At 25.9% G+C, this 24465-nt stretch carries 29 protein-coding genes and 2 pseudogenes; 1 reads left to right on the forward strand and 30 read right to left on the reverse strand.

Annotated elements, in window-relative coordinates; translation table 11 throughout:
* Positions 1 to 143 precede the first annotated feature (143 nt).
* Positions 144 to 1784 (forward strand): putative manganese-dependent inorganic diphosphatase, encoded by a 1641-nt coding sequence (locus tag CLTHE_RS15470; protein ID WP_080024181.1) that lies wholly within the window; start codon positions 144 to 146, stop codon positions 1782 to 1784.
* Positions 1785 to 1829: 45 nt separating this feature from the next.
* On the opposite strand, the gene CLTHE_RS15475 is transcribed toward CLTHE_RS15470, so the two are convergent.
* From CLTHE_RS15475 to CLTHE_RS15620, 30 genes and pseudogenes are all read right to left on the reverse strand, one after another.
* The gene (locus CLTHE_RS15475) at positions 1830 to 2603 is read right to left on the reverse strand and encodes a flagellar hook-basal body complex protein (protein ID WP_080024182.1); all 774 of its coding nucleotides are present in this window, start codon (positions 2601 to 2603) and stop codon (positions 1830 to 1832) included.
* A gap of 13 nt (positions 2604 to 2616) precedes the next feature.
* On the reverse strand, positions 2617 to 3387 hold the full coding sequence (locus tag CLTHE_RS15480) for a flagellar hook-basal body complex protein (RefSeq protein WP_080024183.1): 771 nt from the start codon (positions 3385 to 3387) through the stop codon (positions 2617 to 2619).
* A gap of 196 nt (positions 3388 to 3583) precedes the next feature.
* Positions 3584 to 4057, reverse strand: coding sequence for a DUF6115 domain-containing protein (locus CLTHE_RS15490; protein WP_080024185.1), 474 nt, complete (start codon positions 4055 to 4057; stop codon positions 3584 to 3586).
* Positions 4058 to 4072: 15 nt separating this feature from the next.
* Entirely contained in the window at positions 4073 to 4804 is a 732-nt protein-coding gene (locus CLTHE_RS15495) for a FliA/WhiG family RNA polymerase sigma factor (RefSeq protein WP_080024186.1), read from the reverse strand.
* A 16-nt stretch (positions 4805 to 4820) separates the two neighbouring features.
* Positions 4821 to 5429, reverse strand: coding sequence for a flagellar brake protein (locus CLTHE_RS15500; protein ID WP_080024187.1), 609 nt, complete (start codon positions 5427 to 5429; stop codon positions 4821 to 4823).
* 11 nt (positions 5430 to 5440) lie between these two features.
* The gene (locus tag CLTHE_RS15505) at positions 5441 to 6283 is read right to left on the reverse strand and encodes a MinD/ParA family protein (RefSeq protein ID WP_080024226.1); all 843 of its coding nucleotides are present in this window, start codon (positions 6281 to 6283) and stop codon (positions 5441 to 5443) included.
* On the reverse strand, positions 6283 to 7452 hold the full coding sequence (gene flhF, locus CLTHE_RS15510; RefSeq protein WP_080024188.1) for a flagellar biosynthesis GTPase FlhF: 1170 nt from the start codon (positions 7450 to 7452) through the stop codon (positions 6283 to 6285). The genes CLTHE_RS15505 and flhF overlap by 1 nt, the downstream gene beginning before the upstream one ends.
* Positions 7453 to 7626 (reverse strand): annotated as a pseudogene (locus CLTHE_RS16570) (FHIPEP family type III secretion protein); the annotation flags it as partial. It lies immediately after the preceding gene.
* Position 7627: 1 nt separating this feature from the next.
* Positions 7628 to 8071, reverse strand: a complete 444-nt coding sequence (locus tag CLTHE_RS17085; protein WP_242945663.1) for a flagellar M-ring protein FliF C-terminal domain-containing protein — start codon at positions 8069 to 8071, stop codon at positions 7628 to 7630.
* Positions 8049 to 8810: a flagellar basal-body MS-ring/collar protein FliF gene (gene fliF / locus CLTHE_RS17090; protein WP_080024189.1), complete on the reverse strand. Its 762-nt coding sequence runs from the start codon at positions 8808 to 8810 to the stop codon at positions 8049 to 8051. The genes CLTHE_RS17085 and fliF overlap by 23 nt, the downstream gene beginning before the upstream one ends.
* Before the next feature lie 81 nt (positions 8811 to 8891).
* The gene (gene fliE, locus CLTHE_RS15525) at positions 8892 to 9194 is read right to left on the reverse strand and encodes a flagellar hook-basal body complex protein FliE (protein WP_080024190.1); all 303 of its coding nucleotides are present in this window, start codon (positions 9192 to 9194) and stop codon (positions 8892 to 8894) included.
* A 15-nt stretch (positions 9195 to 9209) separates the two neighbouring features.
* Positions 9210 to 9434: pseudogene (locus CLTHE_RS15530) on the reverse strand (flagellar basal body rod C-terminal domain-containing protein); the annotation flags it as partial.
* A 32-nt stretch (positions 9435 to 9466) separates the two neighbouring features.
* Positions 9467 to 9868 (reverse strand): flagellar basal body rod protein FlgB, encoded by a 402-nt coding sequence (flgB, locus tag CLTHE_RS15535; RefSeq protein WP_080024192.1) that lies wholly within the window; start codon positions 9866 to 9868, stop codon positions 9467 to 9469.
* 181 nt (positions 9869 to 10049) lie between these two features.
* The gene (gene flgN, locus CLTHE_RS15540; protein WP_242945664.1) at positions 10050 to 10457 is read right to left on the reverse strand and encodes a flagellar export chaperone FlgN; all 408 of its coding nucleotides are present in this window, start codon (positions 10455 to 10457) and stop codon (positions 10050 to 10052) included.
* Positions 10447 to 10725: a flagellar biosynthesis anti-sigma factor FlgM gene (gene flgM, locus CLTHE_RS15545; RefSeq protein ID WP_080024193.1), complete on the reverse strand. Its 279-nt coding sequence runs from the start codon at positions 10723 to 10725 to the stop codon at positions 10447 to 10449. Before flgM ends, flgN begins: the two co-directional genes overlap by 11 nt.
* Positions 10726 to 10867: 142 nt before the next feature.
* Positions 10868 to 11992, reverse strand: a complete 1125-nt coding sequence (gene fliY / locus CLTHE_RS15550; RefSeq protein WP_080024194.1) for a flagellar motor switch phosphatase FliY — start codon at positions 11990 to 11992, stop codon at positions 10868 to 10870.
* Between the two features lies 1 nt (position 11993).
* Positions 11994 to 12980, reverse strand: a complete 987-nt coding sequence (fliM, locus tag CLTHE_RS15555; RefSeq protein WP_080024195.1) for a flagellar motor switch protein FliM — start codon at positions 12978 to 12980, stop codon at positions 11994 to 11996.
* Between the two features lie 19 nt (positions 12981 to 12999).
* The gene (locus tag CLTHE_RS15560) at positions 13000 to 13395 is read right to left on the reverse strand and encodes a chemotaxis protein CheW (protein WP_080024196.1); all 396 of its coding nucleotides are present in this window, start codon (positions 13393 to 13395) and stop codon (positions 13000 to 13002) included.
* A 28-nt stretch (positions 13396 to 13423) separates the two neighbouring features.
* Positions 13424 to 13783, reverse strand: coding sequence for a response regulator (locus CLTHE_RS15565; protein ID WP_002598026.1), 360 nt, complete (start codon positions 13781 to 13783; stop codon positions 13424 to 13426).
* Positions 13784 to 13802: 19 nt separating this feature from the next.
* Positions 13803 to 14402 carry a chemotaxis protein CheC gene (locus tag CLTHE_RS15570; RefSeq protein WP_080024197.1) on the reverse strand — a complete coding sequence of 200 codons (600 nt, stop codon included), beginning with the start codon at positions 14400 to 14402 and terminating at the stop codon, positions 13803 to 13805.
* Positions 14403 to 14418: 16 nt separating this feature from the next.
* Complete coding sequence (locus CLTHE_RS15575) at positions 14419 to 16419, reverse strand: chemotaxis protein CheA (protein WP_080024198.1); 2001 nt, start codon at positions 16417 to 16419, stop codon at positions 14419 to 14421.
* Positions 16420 to 16432: 13 nt separating this feature from the next.
* Positions 16433 to 17200 (reverse strand): CheR family methyltransferase, encoded by a 768-nt coding sequence (locus CLTHE_RS15580; RefSeq protein ID WP_080024199.1) that lies wholly within the window; start codon positions 17198 to 17200, stop codon positions 16433 to 16435.
* A gap of 12 nt (positions 17201 to 17212) precedes the next feature.
* A complete protein-coding gene (locus CLTHE_RS15585) occupies positions 17213 to 18250 on the reverse strand; it encodes a chemotaxis protein CheB (protein ID WP_080024200.1) in 1038 nt (345 codons plus the stop codon).
* Positions 18251 to 18263: 13 nt separating this feature from the next.
* A complete protein-coding gene (locus CLTHE_RS15590; protein ID WP_080024201.1) occupies positions 18264 to 18752 on the reverse strand; it encodes a chemotaxis protein CheD in 489 nt (162 codons plus the stop codon).
* An 8-nt stretch (positions 18753 to 18760) separates the two neighbouring features.
* The gene (locus CLTHE_RS15595; protein WP_080024202.1) at positions 18761 to 19204 is read right to left on the reverse strand and encodes a chemotaxis protein CheW; all 444 of its coding nucleotides are present in this window, start codon (positions 19202 to 19204) and stop codon (positions 18761 to 18763) included.
* 12 nt (positions 19205 to 19216) lie between these two features.
* Complete coding sequence (locus CLTHE_RS15600; protein WP_080024203.1) at positions 19217 to 20953, reverse strand: FapA family protein; 1737 nt, start codon at positions 20951 to 20953, stop codon at positions 19217 to 19219.
* Between the two features lie 96 nt (positions 20954 to 21049).
* The gene (locus CLTHE_RS15605; RefSeq protein WP_080024227.1) at positions 21050 to 21688 is read right to left on the reverse strand and encodes an HAD-IB family hydrolase; all 639 of its coding nucleotides are present in this window, start codon (positions 21686 to 21688) and stop codon (positions 21050 to 21052) included.
* 124 nt (positions 21689 to 21812) lie between these two features.
* Complete coding sequence (locus tag CLTHE_RS15610) at positions 21813 to 23006, reverse strand: pyridoxal phosphate-dependent aminotransferase (protein ID WP_080024204.1); 1194 nt, start codon at positions 23004 to 23006, stop codon at positions 21813 to 21815.
* 21 nt (positions 23007 to 23027) lie between these two features.
* A complete protein-coding gene (locus CLTHE_RS15615) occupies positions 23028 to 23840 on the reverse strand; it encodes a PHP domain-containing protein (RefSeq protein WP_080024205.1) in 813 nt (270 codons plus the stop codon).
* 117 nt (positions 23841 to 23957) lie between these two features.
* Entirely contained in the window at positions 23958 to 24335 is a 378-nt protein-coding gene (locus CLTHE_RS15620) for a DUF1292 domain-containing protein (protein WP_080024206.1), read from the reverse strand.
* Positions 24336 to 24465: the final 130 nt, after the last annotated feature.

Below are 24465 nucleotides of genomic sequence, written 5' to 3' on the forward strand. Positions count from 1 at the left end.
CTCTCCTCCTTTTTCTACCCTCTACTATATGTATATTTAAAAGAAGAAAACTTATGAAGACTTTCTCTACATCTTTTCTTTACAAATTTCGATTAAGGTTTTACAATTAGAGTAGAAATTTTATATTTTAAGGAGGAAAATAGATGAGAAACGTAATTTACGTAACTGGTCACAAAAATCCTGATTCTGATTCAATTTGTGCTGCTTACTCATATGCAGACTTAAAAAATAGAATTGGCGATATTCCAGCCATTCCAGTTAGATTAGGAAATGTTAATCCAGAAACTCAATTTATATTAGATTATTTTGGGGTAAATGCACCTCAATTATTAGATACAGTTAAACTTAAAGTTGAAGATTTAAAAATTGATAATATAAGCCCTGTATCACCAGAAATTTCATTAAAAATGGCTTGGAATATAATGAAAGATAAAAATATCAAATCAATTCCAGTAGCTGATGGAAATGAACATTTAGTAGGGGTTTTATCTCTTTCAAACTTAACTTCTTCATATATGGATATTTGGGATAATCAAATATTAGCTAAAAGCTGTACTTCAATAGAAAATATAATTGATACACTTTCAGCTAAAGCTATAACTATAAATGAAGAAAATAAAATCTTCAAAGGTAAAATTTGTGTTGCTGCAATGCAACCTAATTCAATGAAAGAACATATAGATGCTGAAGATATTGCAATTGTTGGAGATAGACCAGACGTTCAAGAAAATCTTATAAACGTTGGTGTATCATTAATGATTATCACAGGGTCAAATGCTTTATCAAATGAATTAGTTGAAAAAGCTAAAGATAAAGGAGTTACTGTTATTTCAACTCCTCATGATTCATTTACAGCTTCAAGACTTATAATACAAAGTATTCCAGTAGGATTTGTAATGGCTAAAGAAAATTTAGTTTCATTTACTACTGATGACTTAGTTGAAGAAGTTAAAGAATCTATGCTTGAAACTAGATACAGCAGCTATCCTGTAACTGATCCAGATGGAAGAGTTATTGGTACAATTTCAAGATATCATTTAATTTCAAACTTCAAAAAGAAAGTTATTCAAGTTGACCATAATGAAAGAGGTCAATCTGTAGATGGACTTGAAGAAGCAGAAGTTCTTGAAATAATTGACCACCATAGAGTTGCTGATATCCAAACAAATAATCCAATTTACTTTAGAAATGAACCAATTGGAAGTACATCTTCAATAGTTGCTAAATGCTTCTTTGAAAATGGTATTAGACCTTCAAGAGAAGTTGCTGGTCTTTTATGCGGGGCTATTATTTCAGATACTTTATTATTTAAGAGCCCAACTTGTACACCACAAGACAAGCACATATGCCAAAAACTTGCTGATATAGCTGGTGTAAACATAGAAGAATTTGGTACTGCTCTTCTTAAAGCAGGAACATCTTTAAAAGGTAAAACTGTTGAGCAAATATTCAACCAAGACTTTAAACCTTTCTCAATGGGTGATATAAAAGTTGGTATTGCTCAAGTTAATACTATGGATATTGATGGATTCATGCCTTTAAAAGAAGAAATGTTAAATTACATGAATAAAAAAGCTCAAGATAATGGATTCCATACAGTAGTGTTATTATTAACTGATGTATTAAATGAAGGTTCACAAATCTTAGTAGCTGGAGAAAGATCTGATTTAGTTGAAAAAGCATTTAATGTTAAGCTTGAATCTTCAACTGCTTTCTTACCTGGGGTTCTTTCAAGAAAGAAACAAGTAGTTCCACCATTAACTAATACAGCAATGGGAAACTAATTAATAATAAAAAAAAGAGATAGAATTTTTATTCTATCTCTTTTTTTATCTTCCACGCATATTATTAATCATTCCCCACATTTCATCTGCTGTAGTTAGGCTTTTTGAACTCAATTGAAATGCTCTTTGTGTTACTATCATATCTGTAAATTCTTGTACAATATCTACATTAGATCCTTCTAAAACTCCTTGATAAATATCACAATCTCTAGTTCTATAAACATTAGCTGAATCCATTGGTAAATATAAATTTTCTCCTATTGATTTAAAAGATTCATCACCTATTGCAGTATACGTTGGAATTTCAGCAACTTTATTAAATTTACCTTCTTCTTTTAAGAAAACACTTCCTTCTTTATCTATTAAGAAATTATTTGTAGTAAATTTAGTATTTCCTTCATTTCTACCATTTATATATTCTAAATAAACTTTATTTCCTCTTCCATCTACAAGTCTTCCATTTCCATCAATTGAAAAGCTACCATCTCTTGTATATGCACTAGATCCATCTTTACCAATAATTTTAAAGAACCCCTGTCCATCTATTGATAAATCTGTTCCCCTTAGAGTCTCTAATAAATTTCCTTGTCCATTATCTCTATACCACTCTGAAGTTTTAACTCCAGTTCCCATATTAGCAGTCTTATTATTAATAGGATATCCTTTTCTATTTAAAGATTCATTTAATAAATCTTTAAATCCAACATCTACTTTCTTATATCCTATTGTATTTGAATTTGCTAAATTATTTGAAATTACATCTAATTTATTTTGATTTGCATTCATTCCACTTTTGCTTGTATAAAGAGTTCTTATCAAATTAAACTCCCACCTATCTTATAGCCCCAATTTCACTTGCTGCTTTTCCTAAAGATTCATCTATCATTGAAACAAATTTTTGGTTTGTTTCAAAATTTCTCATAGTAGTTAACATATTAACCATTTCATTTGTTATATTTACATTTGAAGTTTCAATAAATCCTTGATAAACAGTTACATTTGCATTATATATAGGATTATTTCCCTTATAATAATTATCTCCAATTTTATCTAAAGTTGAATAATCTCTAAAATCTGCTGTTGCTAAATTATGAGTTTTTCTTCCACCTATCTCTAAACTTCTATCTGATTGTAAAACAAATCTAGAATCACCAACAAATATTGGTTCTAAATTTCCTGTAGCTCTATTAACTCCTAAAACATTATCTCCTGTAGTTGTTATTAAAAATCCATCATTATCAACTCTAAAGTTACCATCTCTAGTAAACAGTCTTTCACTACCTCTTTGTACAACAAAAAATCCTCTTCCATCTATGGCAAAATCTCCTGCTTTACTTGTTTCTTTAAAATTTCCTTGAGTAAATACTGTATTCACATTATCCATAGCCACTCCTAAAGATAATTTTCCTAATTTATTTTGTACATTTTGTCTACCAACTATTTTATCTTTATTTTGTATCATAACATCTTTAAAACTTTTAAATGATAACTCTTCACTCTTAAAACCATTTGTATTTGCATTTGCCATATTATTAGATATAACTGCTTGTTTGTTTTCAAGAGAAATTAACCCTGAAACAGATGTATAAAGACTTCTTATCATTTTTTCTCATCCCCCTTAAAAAACACTTTACATTCAGATTCATAATGCATTCCAAGTGCTCTTGCTTTTTCTTCTATTTTCATTTCTTTTATATTTGAATTATTTTCATTAAAAACTCCAACTAAAACTCCTATTATTATTCCAATACCAATACCTAATAATACTTTTCTATCACTTAAAAAACTAAGTTTCTCTATTACTTTAATAAACCTCTTATTAATAAAACTTCCCCCTTACCAATATCTAAGCTTGTACATATTTCTTCATCTGTTAACCCATCTTCTATAAGTTTTTTTATTTTATCTTTTTTAGATTTATTTTCAAAATTTATTTCATTTATTACACTATTTTTTATTACATTTTTTTCTTTTTTTTCAATTTTATTATATCCTATATTTGTCAATTCTTCTATATTTTTATTTTTTCCTAACTCATTTATTTTAAACTTCAAATAAGAAACTTGCTCTCTTAAATCTTGTATTTCTAATTGTAAATCTGTTAAACTTTCACCTATATTTTTTCTTATTTTAGCTATCTCCAAATCTATATCAGAAAAATCTTTTTCTTTTTCATTTATAACTGATAAAAAATTATTTTTTTTATCATCTTTTAATTTATTTATATTTAAAGCTATAAGTGCTATCCCTATACCTAAAAAGATTATTATCATTTATTAAATACCTTTTTAAACCTTTATATCAAATTTATTTTTAATTGTACTCTTTAAATTTCTTAATGCTCTACTATGAATTTGACATACTCTAGATTCGGAAATATTTAAGATTTTTCCTATTTCTTTTAAAGTAAGTTCTTCATAATAATAGAGATTTAAAATTATTTTATCTTTTTCTTTTAGCTCATCTATGGATTCTTTCAAAATTTCTTCTAATTCATCATTTAAATATTCCTCTTCTGGTGTTTTACAATTTTTATCTTCTATCGTATTCATAACAGCCATTTCATCTTCATCTCCAAGAATAAGATTATCTAATGATATTACCGCCATTAGATTTATATATCCTTCAATTTGGAAAATCTCTTGAATGCTTATATTTAAATATTTACTTATTTCTTCGGTTGTAGGTTCTCTAAGTAACTTATTTTGAAGAAACTCTATTCCTTCATTATATGTTTTTAATTTATCCATTGCACCCTTAGAAATTGGTCTATGTTTTCTCAATTCATCAATCATAGATCCCTTTATTCTTATAGAAGCATAAGACGAAAATTTCATTCCTTTTGTTTCATCATATCTATTAATAGCATCCATAAGACCAATCATTCCATACCCAACTAAATCATCATATTCAATTGTTTTATTTCTCCCTATAGAAACTCTCGAAGCTATATATTTTACAAGTGGTATATATTCCTCTACTATATGTTTCTTTACATCCATAGATTCTAAGGTTGCCATATTCTTTCACCTCTTTTTAAACTCTCTTTCTTTCTTTTACTATTATTGTAAATACCCTTTTTACAAGTTTATCCCTTTTACGCTCATCAATATTTTTAAACTCTACACCATATATTTTTTCTGTTTGTTCTACCCTAACTACTTCACCTAATACTGAAATTTTCTCTCTATTTTCTTCAATTTCTAATTGAATCTTTTCTCCAATATTAATATCATCTTTTAAGTAGACTTTCATTCCTCCACCACTTAAATCTAACATTATTCCATCTTTCCATTTAGCATCTTCTGAATTTAATTTATATTTTATAGATTCCAAAGTTTTTGCTCTAACAAAATTTCTTCTTTGAATTCTTTTTAAGTTAATCGGTCTAGTTAGCATGTACATATTTATATTGTTTTTATATCTCTTAATTACTGTACATAATCCACTATAATAACATTCATTTTCTACTAAATATAAAATATCTATTTTTTGATTTTTACTTAAAAATAAATATTCATGTCCATATACTGGAATATCTATGCTTATAGTATCTTTACTTTCATCTAAAACTCTACATTGATATTTTTTATCATCTTCTTCAATTTCTATTATTGTATTAAGTTTTATTTTGTCATTAACCATAATTCTCTCCTCTAAGAAAAAATATTAAAAATCCTAGAAAATATATTTTCCTTTTTTTCTCTATAAATATTTTTATTATTTAAAATTCTCTCACAAATATGCTCTATACTAATAGAAGCTTTACTATTCTTATAATTGGTTAAAACTGGAGTTTGTAATCTTATACTTTCAACTAATTTTCTATCTTCTGGTATACACCCTAAATATTCTAAACTCATAGATAAAAATTTATTTACTACAGCTTTAAATTTACTATATGTAACTAACCCTTCTTTATCAGTAAGTGTCCTATTGACTACCATCTTTATTTTAGTTTTTACATTGAAGTGTTCTGTGACTTTTAAAAGTGAATATGCATCAGTTAATGCAGTAGGCTCAGAAGTCGTTATAATTATAAGTTCCTCTGCTGAAGAAATAAATTCTAATGAGGTTTTATTAATCCCTGCTCCAACATCAATTAAAATATAGTCAAATTTATCTAGTGAACTTAACTTTTCCAAAAAGATTTTTCTTTCTCTATCATCTATTTCATGCATGCTATTTATTCTTGATCCACCTGATAAAAGCCTTACTCCTTCAGTTCCTTCTTCTAAAACTTCTTCTATAGATTTACCTTTTATAACATCAAATAAATTGTATTTAGAGTAAATTCCCATTAAAATATCATCATTTCCCATTCCCATATCAGCATCAAAAATTAAAACTTCTTTGCCTTTTCTCTTTAATGCTATTGCTAAATTTACAACAAAATTACTTTTTCCAACTCCACCTTTTCCTGATGCTACTGTTATTATTCTCGTTTCATTTTCTTTTTGTTTTGCTAAATTACGTAATTTTTCAGCTTGATCCATAATCATATGCATTCCTCCAAAAATAAAAGATCTAATACTTTTTCTTTTTTTGCATCTATTATGTCATCAGGAACATTTTGTCCAACTGTTAAATATCTTATTGGTTTTCCACTTAGTTTCTGTAAATTATAGATATTTCCATAAGAAGTTGTTTCATCTAATTTAGTTATAATTATTTTGTTGTATTCTAATCCCTTGTAACCTTCTATTATATTTTTTAAATCTTTATTTTTTGTAGTTCCACTAATAACAAGATATGTGCTATCTACTTCTGCTTTTCCTATAAGATTTTTAAGCTCTTTTATTTGCATTATATTTTTACTACTTCTCCCTGTAGAATCTATTAAAATAACATCTAAATCTCTCATAGCTTGTACAGCTTCTACCATTTCTTTATTATTCAGTACAACTTTAAAATCTATATCCATTATTTCTGCATAAGTTTTAAGTTGATCAACTGCTCCTATTCTATATGTATCTACAGTTATTAAACCAACTTTTTTTCCCTCTTTCAGAGCTAATTTTCCTGCAAGCTTTGCTATTGTAGTAGTTTTTCCAACTCCTGTTGGCCCTACTAAAACAATCTTCCCTTTTAATTCTTCAGTATCTATAGTTATTTCTTTGTCTATTATTTCTCTTAAAGAATTTCTTACTTCTTCTTTATCATTTATATTTTTTATTTTCTCTTTAAATTCATCATAAAACTGCTCATATATATCTAACTCTTTTAATAATTCATGTAAATAATCTATTTTTTCTGTTTTTATTAATGTTTTATTTAAAATTTCTTTTATATCTGAAATTTCATTTCTTAATTTAACTACCTCTTCATTACTTGTTTCATTAGTATTTTCTATTAATTTATTATTATCTATTTTATTGTTTAATTTTTTATCATCAATTGATTTATTTGATAATTTTTCTTCCATTAATTTTTTTATACTATTTATTGAATTTTCCATATCTTTTTTTTCATCTAAATTAGTATTCCTAACTATTTTAGAATTTTCTACTGCTGCTGTAACTTCTATTAGTTTAGGTTTAAATATTCCTAAAACCCCTTCTTTTCTAACTTTTCTTTGCGTTATTATAACTGCATTTTTTCCAAGTTCACTTCTTATCATTGTTAGAGCTTCATTCATATTAGAAACAAGATATTTTTTTATAACCATTTATATATTTACAACCCCTTCTGTTCTTATTTCTACATCATTTGGAATTTCATTTAATGAAAGTACTATTATATGTGGAAAAACCATTTCTATAAGTTTTCTAAAAGCTGGCCTAATATTTGGTGAAACAAGTATTATCGGTTGATTATTATTAAAATAAACCGAATCTACAGTGTTACGTACTCCATTTATTAAATTCTTTTATTTGATTTTCTTGTTCCATTTTTATAGCTGGATCAAAATCCATACTTGCAACTGATATTTTATCTCCTCTTTCAGAATTAAGTCCTATTGCATTTTCTACAGATTGAGTAATAGTATTTATAGTTCCTGTATCAAGGTTACCATCAATTATTACAGAAGCAGTTAATCTCTTGACTTCTCCTGGTGCACTTATTACTTGAGTTTCTGTTTTTCCGCTCTCATAATTTGTGCTTTGCTCATTTTTACTTGATTTTACCCCTGAATTATTTTCTTCTATTGTGTTACTCATATTATTATCTACTGGACTTTCACTTGTTGCTCCATTTGAAGTTGAATTTCCTTCGCTTATAGTTTGTTGACTTACTATAACTTTATTTGGATCTATAACTGTCTCAGTTTTTTTTCTTTGAATCAAAATCTAAATCAACATTTACTGTTGCCTTAACTTTTCCTCTTCCTAAAACAGGTTCTAAAAGTGACACTATTTCTTTTTGTAACTTTTCTTCATAATCTCTTTCACTTTTATATTGAGTATCTAGTGAATTTACTCCACCTGCACTTAATCCATTTTCATAATCTATTCCTTGAGATAAAAGATTCATATTTTGATCTATTACTTCAATGTTTTCTTTAGGAATATTTTGTGTACTACCTGATACAAGTGAAACTATAGATTTTACTTGCTCTGTATTAAGCTTTCCTCCAACATTTAAAATAACTGCTGCTTTTCCTGGCTCTTTATCTTCCACGAAAACAGAATCTTTTGCTGGTGTTATGTGAACTCTAACATCTTCAACTTGTGGAAAGCTTTTTATAGTTCTTTCAAGCTCTCCTTGAAGCATTCTTTGTTTCTTTAAATTAAATTCTTCATCTGTCATTCCAAATGATCCACTATTATCCATAAGCTCATACCCTTTACTTCCTTCTGATAATTGTGGAGCTAATTCTAACCTTAATCTATCAACTTCATCTTTATTAACTAGTATGCTATTTCCTTGAACTTTCATATCTACTTTATTTTCTTTTAATTGATTAGTAACTATTTGTGCATCATTTGGATCTAAATCTGAAAATAAAACTTTATATTTGTTTGCAGAATTATAAAAAAACAACATGATTATTGCTATTATTATTGAAACTAGAGCTATTTTCACACCTTTACCAAGCGATTTGAATTTTTCTCATACCCCTTTAAAAACTTCTTTAAGCTTTTCCATTTTCTCTGCTCCAATCTTTTATAACTGCATTCTGTTTATTTCTTGATAAGCCTCTATAATCTTATTTCTCACCTCAACTGCAAATTGTAATGAAAGTTTTGCTTCTTGTCCTGCAAGCATAACTTCATGAATATCTACATCTTCTCCTTTTATAAATCCAATTTGTTTCTCTTCTGAAATAAGTTGTAATTCATTTATCTCATCTAATTTCTCTTTAAATTTATTGGAAAAACTTATCTCTTTCACTTTTTCTTTTTTACCATTTTGAAATATCTCTTTATTAAATATTTCTTCATTTGGCGTAAATCCGTTAATGACCATTTAACTTCCTCCTAATTATTTACCTATTTCTAAAGCTTTCATAAACATACTTTTACTAGCATTTAAAGTATCAATATTTGCTTCATAAGCTCTAGTTGCCGCAATCATATCTGCCATTTCATTTAATACATTTACATTTGGCATTAATACATATCCATTTTCATCAGCATCAACATGTCCAGGATCATAAACCTTTCTTAAAGGTGATTTATCCTCTACTATACCAATAGCTTGTACTCCATTTCCTTTTAAATAAAAACGCATTCATTTAATTACCTCCCACCTCTTATTACATAGCTAATATTATTAAGTTTTCCTGATGCTTGTTGCACTAAAGCATTAAACTTAAGAGTATTAGCAGCTTGATTTATTTTTTCTATATCTAAATCAACATTATTTCCATCACTTCTCATACTAGTTGATGTATCCTTTGCTAAAGTTATGTTACCTAAATTCTCCCCATTTTCTAAATGTTTTGAATTTGTTTTCTTTAATTTAAAATCACTTATAGCTTTATTTAAATTTTCTTCAAAAACAACAGTATCTCTTTTATAATTTTTAGTATTTATATTTGCTATATTATTAGCTATAGCTTTTCCCCTAAGACTTGAAGCTTTTAAGCCCTCTTTCAATAAACTATATGAATCTGATGAATTTATAGCTTTAATAGTCATTTTTCACACTCCTCGTCTAAATTATGTATTAAATTTTACATTAATTTAATTTATTATTAACATTATACATTTATATTATAATTTATTTTACAATTTTTTTCTATTTAATTTTACAAAGTTATAAAATTTCTTTTTAAAATAAAAAAAAGTTAAATCTTATTTTAGATTTAACTTCTCATTATTATTTTCTTATTCTTTCTAAAATACTTAATATTTCTTTAGGTAATTTATTGCTTTGAGACATTAATGCCATACTTGCATTTATTAATTGATTAAAACTTAATCCTTGTCTTATAAGCATTTCATTAGTTTCTTTTTGAAGTTTCAAACTATGAAGAGTTTTCTTTATTTCTCTATAGATATTATCTGCTTCCATGTCATCTAATTTTTCTATTAGCTCTCTCATACTATTTCCATTTGAAATTTTTCTTCTTTCTACTTCCCCTTTATTGCAAAGCTTTATTTCATCTACAATCTCTTCTAATCCAAATATATCTTTCTTCATTATTAATTTAAATTGTTTATCCAAAAGTCCTAGCAATCTATTTAAGGATTTTAATTCTTCATTTAAAATCTCCTTAATTCTCATATCCCTTATCTCCCATGTATTTTAATATTTTTTTTGTAAGTTTTCTAGAATTTACTTTATAAGTTCCACTTTCTATTTTTTCTTTTATTTCAGCTACCTTTTTTTCTCTATCAACTTCATTATAATTAATTGAATATTCATTTAATGCTTTGCCTAAAGAAGATATTTCTATTTTATCTTTACTGAAAGTTTTATTTATTTTATTTTTTACATGAAGCTTATTAACTGAATAAATTCTTATATTATTATTTACTCCATTTACTTTCATTCTTACTCCTCCACAAATTTATATAACTTATTATCGTTTACTAAAAAAAATACTTTAAAATTTTTTTTAAATAAATATTAATAAAATATTATTTTTAAATAAAAATAGAGCAGTAAATTTTATTTACTGCTCTACAATTATGTTATTTTAATGATTTTATTCTATCTGAACTTGAAGCTATACTTGTTATTCTAACACCAAAATTTTCATCTACAACAACAACTTCCCCATAAGCTATATTTTTTCCATTAACAAGTATTTCAACAGGTTCTTCTGCAAGTTTTTCAAGTTCTATTAACGAACCAGTTCCAAGAGATAATATATCTTTTATACTTTTTTTAGTTCTTCCTAGAACTACTGAAATTTCAAGTGGAACATCTAATATTAAATCAATATTATTAGGAACTTCACTTTTATTTTTACTTTCTTCTAACTTTCCAAAACTTGCCTCATGAACTTGAACTTTTTCAACATTTATATTTCCAGAAGATAATCTTGTATCATTATATGATGTATTTTTATTAATTATTTCTTTTTCAATTACATCATTTTTTCTTTCTACGATAGTTTCAGTATTAATTTTTTCTTCTTTATATTCCTCTTCATTTCCTGTCATTATTGAAACTATTTTTTTTGCAGTTTTTAATGGAAGTATTTGCATTATATTACTATCAACTAAATTTCCAATAGTCATTTTAAATGAAACTCTAACTATCTCTTCATCTTCTGGAATTTTATCAGTTAAAATATCTCTTTCATCACTCCATATTTTACAACTTGGAGGAGATATATTTACTTCTCTAGCAAACATAGTTGCCATAGATGTGGCAGATGAACCTATCATTTGATTCATAGCTTCACTTACGGCACTTAATTCTAAATCTGATAAAATCTTATCTTCTTCAACAGTTCCATCTCCTCCCATCATAAGACTTGATATAACTGCTGCATCCTTTGTCTTTATTATAAGAATATTTCTTCCTACTATTCCTGATATATATTCAACATCTAAAACCACATTAGGAGTATCAAAATTCTTTTTTATTTCTCCTAAAGTTGTCATACTTACTACTGGAGTAGTAATATTTACACTTTGTCCTATTATTTGATAAAGTGCTGTAGAAGCTGACCCCATAGATATATTACCAATTTCCCCTAATAAATCTTTTTCAATTTCAGTTAAGTCATTTCCAATTATTTTATCACTACTTCCTCCACCATTTAATAGCGAATCTATTTCTTCTTGCGATAAAAAACCATTACTCATATTAATTCACACCCTCATATATTATATCTAAGATTGATACACCTAAATTTTTTCCAATAATCCCTGGCTTAGCATAGAAACATTCTTCATTTTCTACATATACCTTTATAGGATCTACTGTCTTTCTTTCTAATCTTATAACATCCCCTACTACAAGATTTAAAAAATCATCTACAGTTATAGTAGATTTTCCCAAATCAGCATGGATATTAACATCAATCTTATCTAACCCTTCTCTTATTTTTTCTTTAGATATCTCTTGTAATCCATTTTCCTCTTCATTTCTGAACCAATATTGAACTACAAGCTTGTCCAAAACTTTTTCAACACTTAAATATGGAATACATAAATTCACAAAAGTTATTGTTTTACCAAATTCAACAGAAAAAGTTATTAATGAAATTGATTCATTTGGTGCTAAAGTTTGATTTAATATTGGATTTGTTTCAAGTGCTTCAACTTCTGGTTCAACATTTAATATATCTTCCCATGCATTTTTCATATATAAAATCATTTCTGTTGTCATTTGCTTCATTATATTTTTATCAATTTCTGAAAATTCTTTATTTATCTTTATTTTATTTCCACTTCCACCTAATAAAACATCTATTACTGAAAATGAAAATTCTGGATTACATTCTAACATTAAACTTCCCGCAAGTGGTGGCATTTTAAATATAGTCATCATCGTAGGATTTTGAACTGAATGTATAAATTCATCATAAGTTATTTGCTGTACCATCTCTATTTTCATTTTAACATTCTTTCTTAATTGTCCTGTTAAAAAGTTTGATACTCCTCTTGCAAAATTATCATATATTAATTCTAAAGTCCTTATATGTTCCTTAGAAAATTTTTGTGGACTTCTAAAATCATAAATTTTAACTTTTTGCTTTTCTTCTTCTTTAACATTATCTGCTTCTATCTCACCTGAAGACAAAGCAGACAATAGAGCATCTATTTCACTTTGAGATAAAACATCTGCCATATATATTCCTCATTTCTAACTAATTTAGTAATTTTTTAATATCAATTACTGTTAATAGTTTATCCTCATACTTTATTATACCTTGTATATAATCTTCACTATTTTCACTATCTAAAGTTCTTAATTCTTTATCATCTAAAGATAAAACTTCTTCTACCCTATCTACTAATATTCCTATTTCTTCTCCATCAACATCTAAAATTATTATATTCTCTTGATTTTCTGAATGACTTATATTTAATAATAAGTTTATATCTACTAAAGATTTTATACTTCCCCTTAAATTTATTAAGCCTTTTATGTGACTTGGGGCTTTTGGTACTTTTGTTATGCTCATAATATCATTTATACTTTGAACTTTTTCAGTATTAACTGCAAAATATTCATCTCCTAGTTTAAATACAACTATTTGCATTGTAAAAATTCCCCTTTATACTTTAATTTTATCCTAATACTTTTTTAACTGCTTCTAAAACTCTATCAGCTTGGAATGGTTTTACTATAAAATCTTTAGCTCCTGCTCTTATTGCATCCATTACCATTGATTGTTGTCCCATTGCTGAACACATTATAATTTTTGCTTCTGGTGAAAATGCTCTTATTTGTTTTACTGCTTCTATTCCATCCATATCTGGCATTGTTATATCCATTGTAACAATATCTGGTTTTTCCTTTTTATAAAGATCTACAGCTATTTGTCCATTACTAGCTTCTCCTACTACTTCAAATCCATTTTTCTCTAAAATATCCTTTATCATCATTCTCATAAAAGCTGCATCATCAACTATTAATACTCTTGCCATTATAAATTACCTCCAATTCTTAATTTAAACCTATCTTTTTTAACATTTTTTCTAATGATCCTGGCACTGGTATGTAGTAAAAATTTATGCCAAAATCTCTTTCACTTGAATCTTTAAATCTCGTTTCAATATCTAATATATATTCATCATATTGATATGATTCTAAAAATACAGTACCAATTATTGCACTTAACATATCATAAGCAACAGCTGGTACAGATTGACTAATAGAAAGTCCTGTAAATTCAGATATAGAATTCATATATCCTGCTGACATAATATTTCCTATTTCACTTAAAACTGAAATACCTATCTCTGAAATTTTTTCTTCTCTCATTCCAGATAAACCTTCTATTATTTTTTCAGCTAATTCCTTTTCAAAAATTATTAATATATTTCCTTGTATATCTCCAAGCACTCTTAATATTATTCCATATACTTCTTTTTCTCCTGCTACTTCATATATATCATTTAGTTTCACCATATTAACTGATGGCACATTCATATCTACTTTATGTCCTAAAATCAAAGATAAAGATGTAGCTGCATTTCCTGCACCTATATTAGATACTTCTTTTAAAGCATCTAATTGTATAGGTGTAAAAATAGATGAATCCATAACCACCCTCCTAAAGCTAATATAAAACTCCAACATCAAGAATTAGTGTTACAAGTCCATTTCCAAGTATTGTAGCACCTATATATTCATTTAGATTTTTTAATGTTCTTCCAAGAGGTTTTATAACAATTTCCTGTTGTCCTATTAAAGAATCTACAAGAAGTCCAAAAGTTTTATCTCCAGCATTAACTATTATCACAAATTTTTTATTTTTATCACTTGAATTAATACCTAATCTTTCATTTAATCTAACTAATGGAATTACATCATCTCTATATATTATAACTTCTTTTCCATTAATTTTCTTTATATTTTCTTTACTATAACTTATAACTCTATCAATAAATCCTAAAGATATAGCAAAGGTTTCTTCTCCAACATTTATTAATAAAGCTTGTATTATTTGAAGAGTTAAAGGAAGTCTTATTATAAAAGTTGATCCAATTCCTTCTTCACTTGTTAACTCTACAGATCCACCAAGAGATGAAATTTTTGTTTTTACAACATCCATCCCAACTCCTCTTCCTGATATATCAGTTACTACTTCATTTGTACTAAATCCTTGAGCAAATATAAGATTTATTATATCATTTTCACTCATTCCTTCAGTAGAAATTCCAAGATTTTCAGCTTTTTTTCTTATCTTATCTACTTTTATTCCTGCTCCATCATCAGTAACTTTTATAAGTGCCTTAGTACCTTCTTGATAAGCTTGAAGCTTTATAGTTCCAATAGGATTTTTTCCTGCCTTTATTCTATCTTCCCTACTCTCTATCCCATGATCTGCTGCATTTCTTAAAAGATGAATTAAAGGTTCTCCTATTTCATCTATTACAGTCCTATCTAACTCTGTATCTGCTCCTTCTATAATGAAATTTATTTCTTTATTAAGCTCAACAGAAATATCTCTTATCATTCTTGGAAATCTATTAAATACAACATCCAACGGAAGCATTCTTATCTTCATTACAAGATCTTGAAGCTCTGATGTTGTTCTTCCAACTTGTTCTAAAGTTTCATTTAACTCTGTTGATTTATTATCTATAACTATTTGCTCTAATCTAGTCCTATAAATCACCAATTCTGAAACCATATTCATAAGATTATCTATTTTCTCTAAATCAACTCTTACAGATTGATGAACTTTTTTATTTTTTATCTTTTTCTCTTCTTTAATTTTTTCTACTTTATTTATCTCTTTTGGTTTAACTTCGACAGTTTCTTTTATTATTTTTTCATCTATTTTAGGTTTACTAATATTTTTCGTTTTTGTAATTTCTACATTTTTAATTTTAACACTTTCAACCTCAGATATATTTTCTATAAGACTTTTAATTTCCTCTTTTGTACTAGTAGTTAATATTATAAATTCTAATGTAAAATCAAATTCTTCATTTTCAATTTTTTCTGTAGAAGGATTTGATTTAATTATTTCACCTTTTTGTTCTAAATCCTGAACTATCAAAAAAGCTCTAGCAGATTTTAGTAAAGTAGTTTGGCTTAATACTATTCTCAATTCTAAAGCATTATAATCTCTTTCTATAGCTTGCTTTATTATTGATAAATCATATTCATTTAATTTTAATGACTCTTTAGAATCTAATATTTCAACTTCTTCCTCTTTACTTTCTTCAAAATCAACTTTTTTAGTTTTCTCTAAATCTTCAATTATTTTTTTTATATCTATAACAGAGTCTGAACCCTCTTCAATTATATTTATCATTTTTTCTAATGTATCTAAGCAATCAAATAAAACAGTAACAACATTTTGAGTTACTTTCATTTTTCCATCTCTAAATTCTGATAGGACATCTTCCATATTATGTGTTAAATCTGCTATATCATTAAATCCCATTGTAGCAGCCATTCCTTTAATTGTATGTGCCACTCTAAATATTTTATTTAATGTATCTACATCTTCAGGACTTTTTTCTAACTCTAATAATGACTCATTTAAAGTTTGTAAATTTTCCATTGATTCTTCTAAAAACATTGTCATATATTGAGATGTATCCATAATTAACCCCTCCTTAGATTTTCTTATATATAAATGTAGATTCTTTTTCTAACCCATATTCTCTACAATTATATATACTTTCTGTTGCTCCTACAAATAAAAAGCCTCCTACTTTTAAAGAATTAGAAAACTTTCTGAAAATTTCTTTTTTAGCTTCATTTTTGAAATATATAACTACATTTCTGCACACAATTAAATCAAAATCTTCTTCATATTCATCCATAATTAAATCATGCTTTTTAAATGTAACTAATTTTTTTATATCATCAGAAATATAATATTTTGTATCCAATTTCTTAAAATACTTTTTTTCTATTAGTGGCAATATATTTCTAGTTTCATTTTCATTATAAATTCCAATTTCAGCTTTTTTAAGTATAGTACCATCTATATCTGTAGCAATTATCCTATGATTTATTAATGGATTAATTTCCTTTAACATAATTGCTAAAGTATATGGTTCACATCCTATTGAACAAGCTGCGCTCCAAATTTTTAAACTACTTTTATTTTCCAAAATATTTTTTTTAAGTAATTTATTTAATTCTGAAAATAACTCTGGGTTTCTAAAAAATTCTGTAACATTGATAGTTATATAATCTAAGAATTTTTGTCGCTCTTCATAATTAGTTTTTAATAATTTCGAATATTCTTCTAGACTATTTATTCCTATTCTATTCATTAAAGTTTGAATTCTTCTATTTAATTGAGCTGGTTTATATGCTGATAAATTTAATTTTAACTCTTTATATATCCATGAATGGAACTGATCAAAATTCATAATTCCTCCTAATTACTCATTATCCTCTAATAATTCTCCTATTTTAACTCCTATTTGGTCTATTTCTAATACATAATCCACTTTTCCTGTTTCTATTGCAGCTTTTGGCATTCCATAGATTAATGCTGTTTTTTCACTTTCAGCAATTATTGTTCCACCTAATTCTTTTATTTTAACTATTCCATCTGCTCCATCTTTCCCCATCCCAGTTAAGATACAAGCAAGTATATTTCCTTTGTATACTTTAGAAGCAGACAAGAATAATTTATCTACAGCAGGCTTTACTCCCCAAATTGAATTACTATCATCAAAAATAATTTTCTTATCCTCTGAAATACACATATGTATTCCACCTTTTGCTATATATACTTTATCATTTTCTATATTCATTCCATCTTCTGCTTCAACTACTATAAAATTTAAGCATGATTTATTTAATCTTTCAGCAAAAGATTTTGTGAAACCAGTTGGCATATGTTGAACAATTAAAATAGGTCTGTTTATTTTTCTTTTTATACTTGTCAAAACTTTGGTCAGTGCCCTTGGTCCTCCTGTTGAAGCTCCAATTAATACGACATCTATATTCTTTTTTATATGTTGCTTATTAAATAAACTAACTTTATCTATATAATTTCTCCTATGTTCACTATTAATACAAGCTTCAATTTTACTTATAAGTTCTTTTTCTATCACTTTAATTCCATCTGTTGTAAAGTCACACGTATTTTTTATAAAATATGTATTTTTATAATTTTCAAACTTAGAATTTTTTAAAAATTCTTTTTTATCTGACTTACTTATAACTAATATATTTGTATCTATTTCACTTAGAATATTTTCTTGAATCATATCTAACTTATCATATTCTTCTTCATTTAAATCTAATATAATTACATCTGGTTCATATTTTATTATTTGTTTTACATACATTTTAATATTTCTAAATCTATTTATAATTTTAAAATTATTAGTTTTATTTATAAATTCAGAAATTTTTCCTCTTATAAAGGCTGATTCATCTATGACTATAACTTTTTTAATATTTTTCATAAATATATCCTCCTTATAACTCTTTTATACCTTCTCCAACTATTCTCAAAGTAACCTTTCCAGTTAAGGAATCTACTATCATCGTTCTTCCTTTATTTCCTCCAATATCTTCTGCAACTATATCTATTTCTTCTTTTTTTAATGCTTCTCGTACTGCTATCCCATTTCTTTTTCCTATATCACTTATCATTTTAGAATCACTAAAATTAAACATTGATGCTCCACCAGCTATTTTTGCTATTAAACTACTTCTTTCACAACCAATATCTATCATTTCATTGACTAATTTCGGAATAGCCAAATCAGCAAATTTTATTTCATTATCAATATTCTTAAATCTTTTACTATCTGATAACATTATATGAGCAAGTCCAACAATTTTTGTTTTTGTATCATATATACAAATTCCTACACATGAACCTAATCCAATAGTCATTATCTTTTTAGGTGCTTTTACAATTTTATAATCAGCAATTCCTACTTTAACTTGTTCGACTATCATTTTTCCTCCTAAAATATAGAATCTTCTTCTTCCTTCTTAAGAATTTTATCTAAATCTAATAATATAACTATTTTTTCATCAAGTTTTATAAGTCCTTTTATATACTTTCTTCCTATCCCAATAGTTATTTCCGGAGCTTCCTCTAAAAGTGATTCTTCAACATCTTTAACTTCATAAACATTATCAACTATTATTCCAAATTTATTTTCATCTCTTTTTATTATTATTATTTTTTTATTTTCATCATTTTTTTCAACAAATCCGAATTTTTTATTCATATTTATTATAGGTACTATTTTATCTTCATGTTTAATTACTCCTTGAACAAAATTCGGTGTTTCTGGAAGGGGGGTTGGTTCTTCATAACCTATTATTCTTTCTACTTGATTTATATCAGTTGAAAAATTCTCATTATTTAGACTAAATATTAGTATTTTTAAATTTTGATCCAAAGTAAATCACTCCTATAAATTTAATTTTTCTATTTCTATTTCCCCATTATTCATAAAAGCTTTTAAATTTTTGCTATCTTCATCTATTACAATGCTTTTATTACCAAATTTAATTATTGTATTTCTATATACAATATCTCCAATTATTTTGCCTTTTTCTCCAGCTTTAAGTATTGTAGTAGCTCCTCCACTACTTCCTACCATCTTACAAATTATACTTCCTTCTGCAGTAATACTTCCACCTCTTAAAACAGAATTTTCTAAGAGAAATTTGACGTCACCTCCTGCTCGTATTTCTGATATATATTCACCTTTCCCAGTGAAAATAATATCTCCTGAGCAGTCTATTTTAGCATCTTGTGCGTAACCTATTGTTAAATTCCATTTTTCTTTTATAGATTCTTCTCTATTATTTATTTCATTTTCCAATAAACATATTATTTTATCTAATTCTTTTTTATTTTTTATTGTAAGAATTCCAACTCCCATGAACTTTTTTCGTATCAAATCTAAAATAGATTCATTTTTATTTTTGTGACTTAACACTTTAAATAATACTTTATTAAAATCTAATAATTTTTTATCAATTATTACTCTAAGAATACTTCCATATTCTTTACTTATAAAATTTCTATTATTATTAATTAATTGTTCTGAGTATTCTTTTAAAACACTTATTTTATTTTTTAATGCTTTTAAATTCTCTATATACTCTAATAAATTTTCATCTTTGACTCCAACTAATACAGTTGATTGGATTACACTCCCATCAATAAAAGCATCCTTTTTTGAAACTACTTTAGCACTTTCTGCATTCCCTTTTATAATCATAGTATCTCCAGAAGCTACAGTCATTCCAACTCCTACACTTCCATTTATACATAAATTACCTATAAATTGTATATTTCCACTCTCCATATTAATATCTTTATTAATTTCTAATACTTTTGAAACATTAAATGTATTCTTTTTATAATCAAATTTTCCATCAATAGTTGCTATAATTTCATCACCATTTATATAGCAGCCATTTTTACAAATTATCTTTAGAGTCTTTTTAATTTTACGATGTATTATTTCTCCATATACATCTTGTCCATCTTTACCTAATTCACCTCTAATTATTTTACCTATACATTCCCCTTTTCTAACCATATTAATATTATTCTTATTTCTATAATCAATTCTATCGTTTACAATTTTATTTTCTTTAAAAAATAAAGGTTTTACTATATCCTCATTATCATTTATAGAATTTACTCCAAGAGCAAAAATTCCTGATAGTTTCATATCATTTTTATCTAATAATTTTTGTATATTTTCGTTTTGTATTCCTATTTTTATTCCAGATTTATTTAAAATAAATAAAACTTCTTCTAGTGTATACCTATTAGCTTTTATAATCTTATCTTCTTTTAGAAACACCTCTAAAAATCCATTATTTAATCTTTCACATAATTTATATTTTATAGAATCTTTATAGGTTATTTTTCCCAAAACTTCTAAATTATTATTTCTTACTTTCAATTCTAAATTTCTTTTTGGAGTCTCATTATTTAAAATACATATTATTTTATCTTCTTTATTTACTCTTATATTTCCTACTACCTTTTTTTCATTTATTAAAACTGTAATATTATCTTTGCATTTTAATATAAGAGAGTCTAAATTATATTTACTTATATCTATTGTTATAATTTCTTTAGATTCAAAAGCTTTATTTTCTATACAAATATTTTTTGAATTCATGATATACTACCTCAATTGTAATTATTCTCCTTTAGTATATCATATTTATGTCAAATTAGTAATTTTTTATTAACTTTTTATACATTATTCTTTCTTTTATTTCCAATTCAATATTTTAATATCACTATTTTTTTTAAAATTTATCAAATAAGGATTTCCAACTAAATCTAACAATGGTTTATCACTTAAAGAATCTGAAAACATATATGAATTTTTAAAATCAACTTCTATATTATTTTCCTTCAAATATTTTTTTAATCTAATTACCTTTTCATTTCCTTTACAATTTAATCCATCCATCTCTCTTTTAAATTTTCCATTTTCAAATTTAAATTTAGTTCCTATAATGTGATCAACTTCTTTTATATTATAAAATTCATTTAAATAAAACTCCGGAGAAGCTGATATTAAATATACATCTAACCCTTCATTTTTTAACTTTTTAATCATATTAATAGCATCTTTATAAAGAATACTACTCAATCTATTTTTATAAAAATCTTTTACTTCTTCTGCAAGCCTTTTTTCTTCAATTCCTTCTATGAATTTTAAAAAACTTTCTTTAACTCTTTTTTCATCATAAATTTTTATTCCATACATTAAACCTGAAAATATTGCTCTAGGCAAAAATTTCAAATTTTTTTTATCTTTTTTTATCATATAAGCAAAAAATTGCATTAAAGTTTCTTTTCTAGTTATTGTGAAATCTACATCAAATATTGCTAATCTTTTCATCATTTATTTAATCCTTTCTAAAATCATATCCTATATTATTATATAATAAATTTTAATTTATTAAACAAAAAAAAATACATTAAAGCATAGATAGAAACTATACTTTAATGTATTTAAAATATCGTTATTTTAATTCACTTAAAAACTTTTCAATTCTATTTAATCCTTTTTCTATATTTTCAATAGAAATAGCATAAGATAATCTAATATATTTATCTAAACCAAATCCTATCCCTGGTATTACAGCTGTATCTTTATTTTCTAAAAGAATTTTTGAGAATGTAAGTGAATCATTTATTTCTTCACCATTAAATTTTTTTCCATAATACTTGCTAATATCAACCATAACATAAAAAGCACCTTTTGGTCTTATTATACTTATATCTTTTATAGATGTTAATTTATCTATCATATATTTTCTTCTCTTATCAAATTCTTTTATCATTTTATCCAATTCATCTTTTGGACCATTTAGAGCTTCTACTGATGCATATTGAGTTATAGAATTAGTATTAGATGTCATATGACTTTGTATACTTGTCATAAGTTTTATAACTTCTTCGCATCCAGCAGCATAACCTATTCTCCATCCAGTCATTGCACTTGATTTAGATAATCCATTTATAACTATTGAATTCTTATAAGCATAATTTGAAAGAGATGCTATACTTATGTGTTTTTCTCCTTCATAAACTAATTTTTCATAAATTTCATCTGATATAATTATAAGATTATTTTCTTCTGCAAATTTAGCTATTTCTATAAGCTCATTTTTTGAATATACAGTTCCTGTAGGATTATTAGGACTATTTAATATTATTCCTTTTGTTTTATCTGTTAAAACTTCTTTTAATTTTTCTACAGTAAATTTATAATCATTTTCTTTTCCTGTATTAACATATACAGGAATACCATCTGCTAATTTTATTAATTCCGGATAACTAACCCAATATGGCACTGGCACTATAACTTCATCACCTTTGTTCAAAATCGCCAAAAATGTATTTGCAAGACATTGTTTAGCACCTGTGCTTACTATTATTTGTGAAGTTTTATATTCTAAATTATTATCTGTTTTAAACTTTTTAACTATAGCTTCTTTTAACTCTTGTATACCTGATGTAGCTGTATATTTAGTTTTTCCTTCTTCCATAGCTAAAATAGCTTCATTTATTATATTTTTAGGAGTATTAAAATCTGGCTCTCCTGCTCCAAAGCTAACAATATCTATTCCTTTTGCTTTTAATTCCTTTGCTTTTGCAGTTATATTTAATGTTATAGATGGTGCTATCTCCATTGCTTTTTTTGAAAATTTCATACCTTACATTCCCTTCTATATTTAATTACTATTTAAAAGTTTATTTAATAAAATCTCATTTACTCCTTGACTACCTATTATTACTCCATCAGAATTTAAATCATGAAAATCACTTCCTCCAGTAATAATAAGCTTATATTTCTTACTTATATTATATAGAAAATTTGTTTGTTCTTTACTATGACTTGGATGATATACTTCTACCCCCATAAGTCCATAACATTTAAGTTCTCTTATTATCTTTTCTATATCCATAGCTCTATATATTTTACCTGGATGAGCAATTACCGGAACTCCACCACTTTCTTTTATTAATTGTATTGCTTCTTTATATGTTAGCTTTCTTCCTTTTTCATAAGCTTCCTTACCCTTAACTAGATATTTATTAAATGCTACTTTAAAGTTATCTTCATAACCACATTTCACAATTTCATTAGCAATATGTGCCCTTCCAACTGATGAATTTTCTGATATAAGTTTTTCAACATCTATATATATATCAAATTTCTGTAGTTTATAACAAATTTTCCTTGCCCTATTAGCTCTTTCTTCTTTTAATTTATTAACTCTTTCTATCAAAAGCTCATCTTTATGATTTATAAAGTATCCAAGCAAATGGATTTCTAATTCATCAATTTCTGTACTAAGTTCTATCCCAGAAATTATTTCTATATCTTTAAAATCTTTTTCTAGAATATATTGAGAACCTATAGAGTCATGATCAGTTATAGATATATATTTAACGCCTTTATCTATTGATAACTTTATTATTTCCTCTGGTGTAAGTTTGCCATCTGAATAGGAAGAATGAATATGTAAATCAGCATATTTCATAACTTAACACCTTCCTTTTCTCTATATAGAATATACCATTATTAATATCTAATGTAAATCAATTATTTTACATTTTTTCACAAAAAGAGAGTGGCAAATACCACTCTCTTTAAAATCTTATTCTGCTGCTAATGTTTCATTATAGTGTTTAGCTACTCTATCAAATTCTTCTTCTTCTGGAACTACTAATTCCTCATCTTCAGCTCTGAACATAAATACAGAATCATCTTCTGGATTTTGAGCTAATACATATTCATTACCTTCAAATTCAAAAGCATCTATAATAGGGCAAGAAATTTCATTACCTTCATCATCTACTAAATCTACAACGAAGTGTTCGTGTTCATGTTCTCCACATCCACATTCGTGACCATGTTCATGTTCATGACCATGATTTCCACATCCACATCCTTCTCCGTGTTCATGGTTTCCACCACATCCACATCCTTCTTTTTCTTCTCCATGGCATCCACATTTATTTAATTCTTTATCCATATTGAATTCCTCCTTGTTTTCCTTTATGTTATAATTCTACCCTTAAACAATAAAAATTAAAAGTAATTTCTTTAATTTTTAATCTTTTATAAGTGATTTTTTTCTTAATAAATCCAATTAAATTCATATT

The sequence above is a fragment of the Clostridium thermobutyricum DSM 4928 genome, from assembly GCF_002050515.1.
In the GTDB taxonomy this organism is placed as follows: Bacteria; Bacillota; Clostridia; order Clostridiales; family Clostridiaceae; genus Clostridium; species Clostridium thermobutyricum.